The following is a 6,409-nucleotide window of genomic DNA, read 5'->3' on the forward strand; positions in this document are numbered from 1 at the left end:
CCGCTTTCAGACAGCATCAACGCCCTGCGCGCCATCAACATCATCTTGGCGCAACCAGCGACAACGCGCATCATCAAGCTCTAGAAAGTGCTTCGCATCTTGTAAGGCTGGGGCAGCGAACCGGCGTTGTTCAACGCGAGCGCCAACTCGGTGATGTGAAGCGCGGCCTTGCCCGACGAAAACAGCGGCGTGCCTTGTTCGATGGCGTCAGCCTGCGCGGCAATGCCCCCGGCAAAATCGATCTGCGATGGATAAGCCGGGAGCTTCGCACGCCTTGCCGAATTGTCATAAGCGAGTTTGCGTCCCGGCAATGGCTTCCAGTGCAGGAAGCGCTTGAGATGCACTTCCATAAGATCGACAACCTTGGTGCGTAGCGTCCGGCCTTCGGCGGCAGTTTCAAGATAGATTGCTGATCGGTGATCCCAAAGATCCTCCGCCGTCAGTGTTCCCCTATCACCGAGAATCATCAACGATCGGTCGCGCGGCGCAGCAAGACCGCAGGTGAGACGAGCGATGACACCGGAATGAAACTGCAGGCAACCAACGGAAAAATCGGGCGCCATCTTGATTGCCCCGGTTCCAGGTCCCTTGTCCGGAAATGTGAGCGTCGAGAATGCGGCAAGGCTTTCGACAGGACCGAACAAAGAAACCAGCCAAGATAGCGCATAACCGGCGTGTTCGAGCGTACTGCCTATTTCGAACTCATGGAGACCGGGCCACCGCGCACCCGAAACGGAACGCCATCCCTGCCAATTGGCGCGGAAAACCGGACCGTCCTCTATCTGGGCATAGATCAGCCGTGGTTTACCGATATCGTCAAGCGACTTGGCGACGAGCCTGTACGCGTCGCCCATGGCGTTGGCTGGTGCTGATGCCAGGACAAGATCAAGGCGTTCGGCAAGCGCTACTAGTTCTGCCGCTTCTTCGTAGCGCATGGCAAGCGGCTTTTCGCAATAGACATGTTTGCMTGCTTCCAACGCCCGTTTCGAGAGCAAGTAATGGTTTTCAGGTGTCGTCAGATTCACAATGATACTAACTTCGTTGTCAGCGAGGATTGCTTCGAAGTCTGGATAGGTTGCGACCTTATAGTAATCGGCAAACTGTTTCAGGCGGGCTGGATCACGGTCATAGACGCCACCCAGCACAAGTTGCGGATGGTTGACGAGCGTCGTCATATAATAATCGGCAACGAAGCCGGTGCCGATGATCGCAATCTTCATGGAGCGTTCCTGTCCTGACCAGGGCAGAAATTAGCGGCATCAAATGAAAAGAACGTGAAGCGGCTCAGCTATTCCTGCTCGTCGTCGCTGTCGTCCGCACTTTCGACGGCCGGTAACACATAGGCTCCGGTCAGCCAGCGACTGAGATCGATGTTGCGGCAGCGTGCCGAACAAAAGGGGTAATGTTCCCGTTGCGAAGGGCGCTTGCATTCCGGGCAAGGTCGCGTTGGCCGCAAGGGCGTCACGTTTGCCGTGCTTTTCTTGGTCTCAGTCAATGGATCAGTTCCGTCTAATGTCCTGAAGATTGCCAGTTGGCGTAGACCGGATAGCCTTCCCCATGCAGAAGGCTGGCAGTCTCGTAGAGCGGCAGCCCAACTACATTACTATAGGAGCCAACCAGCTTGACGACAAAGCCGCCTGCAAGTCCCTGGATCGCATAGCCGCCAGCCTTGCCGCGCCATTCACCGGAAGCAAGATAGCTCTCCAGTTCCTCGCGCGAAAGACGTTTAAAGCGCACGCGGGTTTCGACCAGATCCTGACGCTGCTTGCCTTTGGGCGTGATGAGACACAGCCCAGTATAGACGCGATGCGAACGGCCTGAGAGCAATCGGAGACACGCAGTCGCATCGTCGAGGATTTCCGCTTTTGGCAGAATACGCCGGCCAACCGCGACAACCGTATCGGCGGCCATGATATAGGTGTCGCCGAAATCCGTATCGTTCTTCAATTCGTCCGCGATTTTCTCTGCCTTCAGGCGGCACAAACGACGCGCGAGCGAGCGAGGATGTTCGGCCCGCAGCGGGGATTCGTCGACATCCGCAGGTAGCAGGCGATCCGGCTCGATACCGATCTGGCCCAGCAGCGCCAGACGGCGCGGCGAGCCCGATGCGAGAACGAATTTGTGCTGGTCGCTCATTGACGTCGAATATCCTGCGGAACGCGGAGCTGATTATTTGAAGCGATAGGTGATGCGACCCTTGGTCAGATCGTAAGGGGTCATTTCAACAAGAACCTTGTCGCCGGCGAGAACGCGAATACGGTTCTTTCGCATGCGGCCGGCCGTGTGTGCGATGATTTCATGATCATTTTCGAGCTTTACCCGAAACATCGCGTTGGGCAACAGCTCCGTCACGAGACCGGGAAACTCCAATACTTCTTCTTTCGCCATGCGTAGTGCTATCTCCGATAAGGGAATTTGAGGTCAGGCTCGACCGCAATTTTGCGCGGAACCTATAGTATTGCGCACCATTTGTGAACAAGGGAGTTCGATACAATTGTGATGCTGTCAGCCGGTTCAGCCGGTTCTGCCGAAACGCTCCAGAATGTGACGTTTCAGATTTTCCCGAACATCACGATAAGCGTCCATTATCTGATTGCGACGGCCCCGCACCAAGGTAGGATCGGGTGTCGGCCAATATTCCACATGTACAGACGTTGTGCGGGTTAATTCGAGTGCCATATGGTGGGCCTTGGGCGACAATGTAATGATCAAATCGAAATAATCATCTTCCAGCTCTTTGAAAGTGCGCGGCTGCGCGGAGATTCGTTTTAATCCGACCTCTTCCAGAACCGCGTCTACAAAAGGGTCGGGCTCGCCTTTCTCAACACCTGCCGAGGCGATATAGATCCTCGATGGCAGGAGACTGCGTGCTAGTGCCTCCGCTATCGGTGATCGGATCGAATTCAGGCCACAAATGAACAAGATCGCACTCGGCATCACCGCTTTTGCGGGTTCCTGGCCATCAGGCAGCTTTTCCGCTCCGATAGTCATTGGTTCGTCTAGCCCCGCCAATGCAGCACACATACCAACGTGAAAAGGCGGCGGGCAGTGTCGAAGTCCACCTCGATCTTGCCATTCAGGCGGTCCATTAATGCCTGCGACCCCTCATTGTGCAATCCACGCCGACCCATATCGATAGCTTCGATCTTGCTTGGGCTGGAAGCGCGGATGGCCTCGTAATAGCTTTCGCAGATCATGAAATAATCCTTTACCACTTTGCGCAAGGGCGTCAGCGACAGGATATGCGTAACGACTTCATCACCGTTTTCGCGCGCGATGGCGAATATCAGCCGGGATTCCACCAGCGATATCTTGAGCCGGTAGGGACCGCTTCCCTCATCGCCCACCGGGCGGAAGCTGTTTTCTTCGATTAGATCGAAAATGGCGACAGCGCGCTCGTGCTCGACGTCCGGCGTAGAGCGGCCGATGGTCTCGTCCAGCTCCACGTCAATCAGTCGCGCCATGTCCGTCGCTGTCATTATTTCCCTACAGGTTCAACCGGATTGCAACGGAATTGCCATGGGCATCTAGGCCCTCTGCACGCGCAAGTTCGATCGCTGCCGGACCCAAGGCGCGCAACTGCTCCACACCCAATTTCAGGATGGAGGTTCGCTTCACATAGTCGAGTACCGAAAGGCCGGAAGAAAATCGCGCCGACCGTGCGGTGGGCAAAACGTGATTTGAGCCACCCACATAGTCGCCGATCACCTCTGGTGTGTAACGTCCAAGGAAGATCGCCCCGGCGTTGCGAACGCCTGCCAGCAGTATTTCGGGATCGGCAGTCGCGATCTCGAGATGCTCGGCAGCGATCCGGTTAACGAGCGGTAGCGCAGACAACAAGCCGGATACCAGAATAACAGCGCCGTAATCGCGCCAGCTGGCGCTTGCGGCCTCCGCTCGTGGCAAGGTCAGTAGCTGGCGTTCCACGGCGGCGATAACTGCGTTGGCCAAGGCCTCGTCGTCAGTGATCAGAATAGACTGCGCGGCGCTGTCATGCTCCGCCTGCGCCAAAAGGTCGGCCGCAATCCAGTCCGGATCATTGTCGCTGTCCGCCATGATCAAAACTTCCGACGGACCCGCAATCATGTCGATGCCGACCTTGCCGAACACGCGGCGCTTGGCGGCTGCCACATAGGCATTGCCAGGACCTATGATCTTGGCGACCGGTGCAATCGTTTCAGTGCCATAAGCGAGCGCCGCAATGGCCTGCGCGCCACCAACGCGGTAAATCTCGGAAACGCCGGCAAGCCGCGCTGCGACCAGCACGAGCGGATTGAGCTTGCCCTCTGGCGACGGCACAACCATGACGATACGTTCGACGCCGGCGACCTGAGCCGGAACAGCATTCATAAGCACGGAACTTGGATAGCTCGCCGTGCCGCCTGGAACATAAAGCCCGACCGATTCCACTGCCGTCCAGCGCGATCCGAGTTCTACGCCCAGCGCGTCCGTGTAACGATCGTCCTGCGGCATCTGCCGCGCGTGGTGCGAATGAATGCGATTGCGCGCCAGTTTCAGCGCTTCGACTGTTTGTATTGGCGCGGACGCTAYGGCTGCGTCGATCTCGGCTGAGGTGATCGCGATACCGTGTTGCACAAGATCGATCCGGTCGAAGCGTTGCGAATAATCAATCAGTGCGGCATCGCCCTCTGTGCGGACGCGATGAATTATATCGGCAACCGCGCGATCCACGTCCTCAGAAACCTCACGCTTGGTCGCGAGAAACGCAGAAAACCGCGATTCAAAATCGGGTTCGGACTGTCTCAGCACAAATGCCACGCTAATCACTCCTCAGATTTCGTGTTCCGGTTTGAACGTGGTTTCCCAAGCAGGACCGAGATCGGTCAACTGGGCCTCGATGGCTTCCACTTCCAGCCTCAGCGCCTTGTTGGCGGCGAAGGTCAACTCGACAATACCCGAAGGTGCGTCCGAAACGATGAAATGGATTGCAAGAAGCGACAGGATATCGTCCCCGTGCCGGCGATCAATGCCAGTAGCTTTGACGTTGCGCACCCGATCGAAAAGCAATGCTGTGCGGCGACGTTCGAAGGTACGGCGGCGCTTGCCATCGACAGCCTGTTCCCAGACGAATCGATTCACGCCGAGAACAAGTTTCTTTTCAGCGGCCAGATATTCAACGTCATCAACTTTCAACACAGAATCCTGCAGATGCGCCGAAAGGATCTGCAGGTCTTCCTCATCAAGCGCGATAAGTTTGAGCGTGTCCATGTCTTCCCTCTGCAAAATTGAGCGAGATCGCGATGCCGGTCCGACACCACGAGATCTTTCCTGTTAGAGGAAAGTGTAGGGAAATGGAATTATACGCTGCGTAGAATCTGTGTTGAAGCTACGAAAGTAGGATCAGTCACTGATACGTTCGACAACCGCGCCGCAGCGCGTCAGCTTTTCCTCGAGACGTTCAAAACCGCGATCGAGATGGTAGACGCGATTGACAACTGTCTCGCCCTCAGCGGCAAGTCCAGCAATGACCAGCGAGACCGAGGCCCGCAAATCGGTCGCCATCACGGGCGCGCCCTTCAGCCGTTCGACACCGTCGATCTTAGCCGTCTGGCCCGATAGTGAAATCTTGGCGCCAAGTCGCGCCAGCTCCTGCACGTGCATGAAGCGATTTTCGAAGATCGTCTCCGTGATGTGGGAGGTGCCTTTCGCCTTGGTCATCAAGCCCATGAACTGCGCTTGAAGATCCGTCGGGAACCCTGGGAACGGCTGAGTCGTCACGTCGACAGGCATGATGCCGTGGCCGTTACGGACAACACGCAAGCCGGAATTGGTTTCGGAGATTTCCGCCCCGGCCTGACCGAGCGTGGTCAAGGCAGCGCTGAGCAAACTGGCATCAGCGCCTTCGAGGATGACGTCCCCGCCGGTCATGGCTACCGCCATGGCATAAGTTCCGGTCTCGATTCGATCCGGAATGACGCGAACGCGTGCTCCGGAAAGGCTCACGACACCTTCAATGGTGATTGTCGGCGTACCTGCACCGCTGACCTTCGCCCCCATGGCATTGAGACAGTCGGCCAGATTGACAACTTCGGGTTCCTGCGCGGCGTTTTCGAGGACCGTCTCGCCCTTAGCCAGAGTCGCGGCCATCATCAATACATGGGTCGCGCCGACCGAAACTTTCGGGAATACATAGCGGGTGCCGACGAGACCCCCCTTCGCACTGGCCTTGACATAACCATTCTCGATCTCGATATCGGCGCCCAGCGCGCGCAGGCCATCGATGAACAGATCCACAGGACGCGTGCCTATGGCGCAGCCGCCTGGCAGCGAGACCGTAGCAACCCCCATCCGCGCAAGAAGCGGGCCAATAACCCAGAAGCTTGCACGCATCTTGGAAACCAGCTCATAGGGCGCCATCGTATCGACAATATTGCGCGCGGTGAAATGG

The 6,409-nt window shown here is 57.0% G+C and carries 9 protein-coding genes; all 9 read right to left on the reverse strand.

Translation table 11 applies throughout. The features are described 5' to 3' along the window. Nucleotides 1-80: 80 nt before the first annotated feature. Nucleotides 81-1,220 carry a Gfo/Idh/MocA family protein gene (locus ACXJ5O_RS15690; protein WP_457300698.1) on the reverse strand — a complete coding sequence of 380 codons (1,140 nt, stop codon included), beginning with the start codon at nt 1,218-1,220 and terminating at the stop codon, nt 81-83. A gap of 68 nt (nt 1,221-1,288) precedes the next feature. Beyond that, a complete protein-coding gene (gene yacG, locus ACXJ5O_RS15695; RefSeq protein WP_224511991.1) occupies nt 1,289-1,495 on the reverse strand; it encodes a DNA gyrase inhibitor YacG in 207 nt (68 codons plus the stop codon). 14 nt (nt 1,496-1,509) lie between these two features. Next, on the reverse strand, nt 1,510-2,136 hold the full coding sequence (locus ACXJ5O_RS15700; RefSeq protein WP_457300699.1) for a Maf-like protein: 627 nt from the start codon (nt 2,134-2,136) through the stop codon (nt 1,510-1,512). 33 nt (nt 2,137-2,169) lie between these two features. Then, complete coding sequence (gene infA / locus ACXJ5O_RS15705; protein WP_008122731.1) at nt 2,170-2,388, reverse strand: translation initiation factor IF-1; 219 nt, start codon at nt 2,386-2,388, stop codon at nt 2,170-2,172. 126 nt (nt 2,389-2,514) lie between these two features. Continuing rightward, entirely contained in the window at nt 2,515-2,991 is a 477-nt protein-coding gene (locus tag ACXJ5O_RS15710; protein ID WP_457300700.1) for an arsenate-mycothiol transferase ArsC, read from the reverse strand. 8 nt (nt 2,992-2,999) lie between these two features. Next, complete coding sequence (locus ACXJ5O_RS15715; RefSeq protein WP_271892649.1) at nt 3,000-3,479, reverse strand: UPF0262 family protein; 480 nt, start codon at nt 3,477-3,479, stop codon at nt 3,000-3,002. 7 nt (nt 3,480-3,486) lie between these two features. Next, nucleotides 3,487-4,779, reverse strand: a complete 1,293-nt coding sequence (hisD, locus tag ACXJ5O_RS15720) for a histidinol dehydrogenase (protein ID WP_457300701.1) — start codon at nt 4,777-4,779, stop codon at nt 3,487-3,489. A 12-nt stretch (nt 4,780-4,791) separates the two neighbouring features. Next, entirely contained in the window at nt 4,792-5,229 is a 438-nt protein-coding gene (locus ACXJ5O_RS15725; RefSeq protein ID WP_224511983.1) for a DUF2948 family protein, read from the reverse strand. Nucleotides 5,230-5,361: 132 nt separating this feature from the next. Beyond that, nucleotides 5,362-6,409 (reverse strand): UDP-N-acetylglucosamine 1-carboxyvinyltransferase (murA, locus tag ACXJ5O_RS15730; RefSeq protein WP_457300702.1); only part of this gene is annotated, 1,048 nt, incomplete at its 5' end.

The sequence above is a fragment of the Phyllobacterium sp. P5_D12 genome, assembly GCF_054049495.1.

Coding starts and splice junctions, on each gene's coding strand:
- ACXJ5O_RS15700 (WP_457300699.1), bottom strand. CDS start 2,136: ATGAGCGACCAGCACAAATTCGTTCTCGCATCGGGCTCGCCGCGCCGT.
- ACXJ5O_RS15725 (WP_224511983.1), bottom strand. CDS start 5,229: ATGGACACGCTCAAACTTATCGCGCTTGATGAGGAAGACCTGCAGATC.
- infA (WP_008122731.1), bottom strand. CDS start 2,388: ATGGCGAAAGAAGAAGTATTGGAGTTTCCCGGTCTCGTGACGGAGCTG.
- ACXJ5O_RS15710 (WP_457300700.1), bottom strand. CDS start 2,991: ATGACTATCGGAGCGGAAAAGCTGCCTGATGGCCAGGAACCCGCAAAA.
- ACXJ5O_RS15715 (WP_271892649.1), bottom strand. CDS start 3,479: ATGACAGCGACGGACATGGCGCGACTGATTGACGTGGAGCTGGACGAG.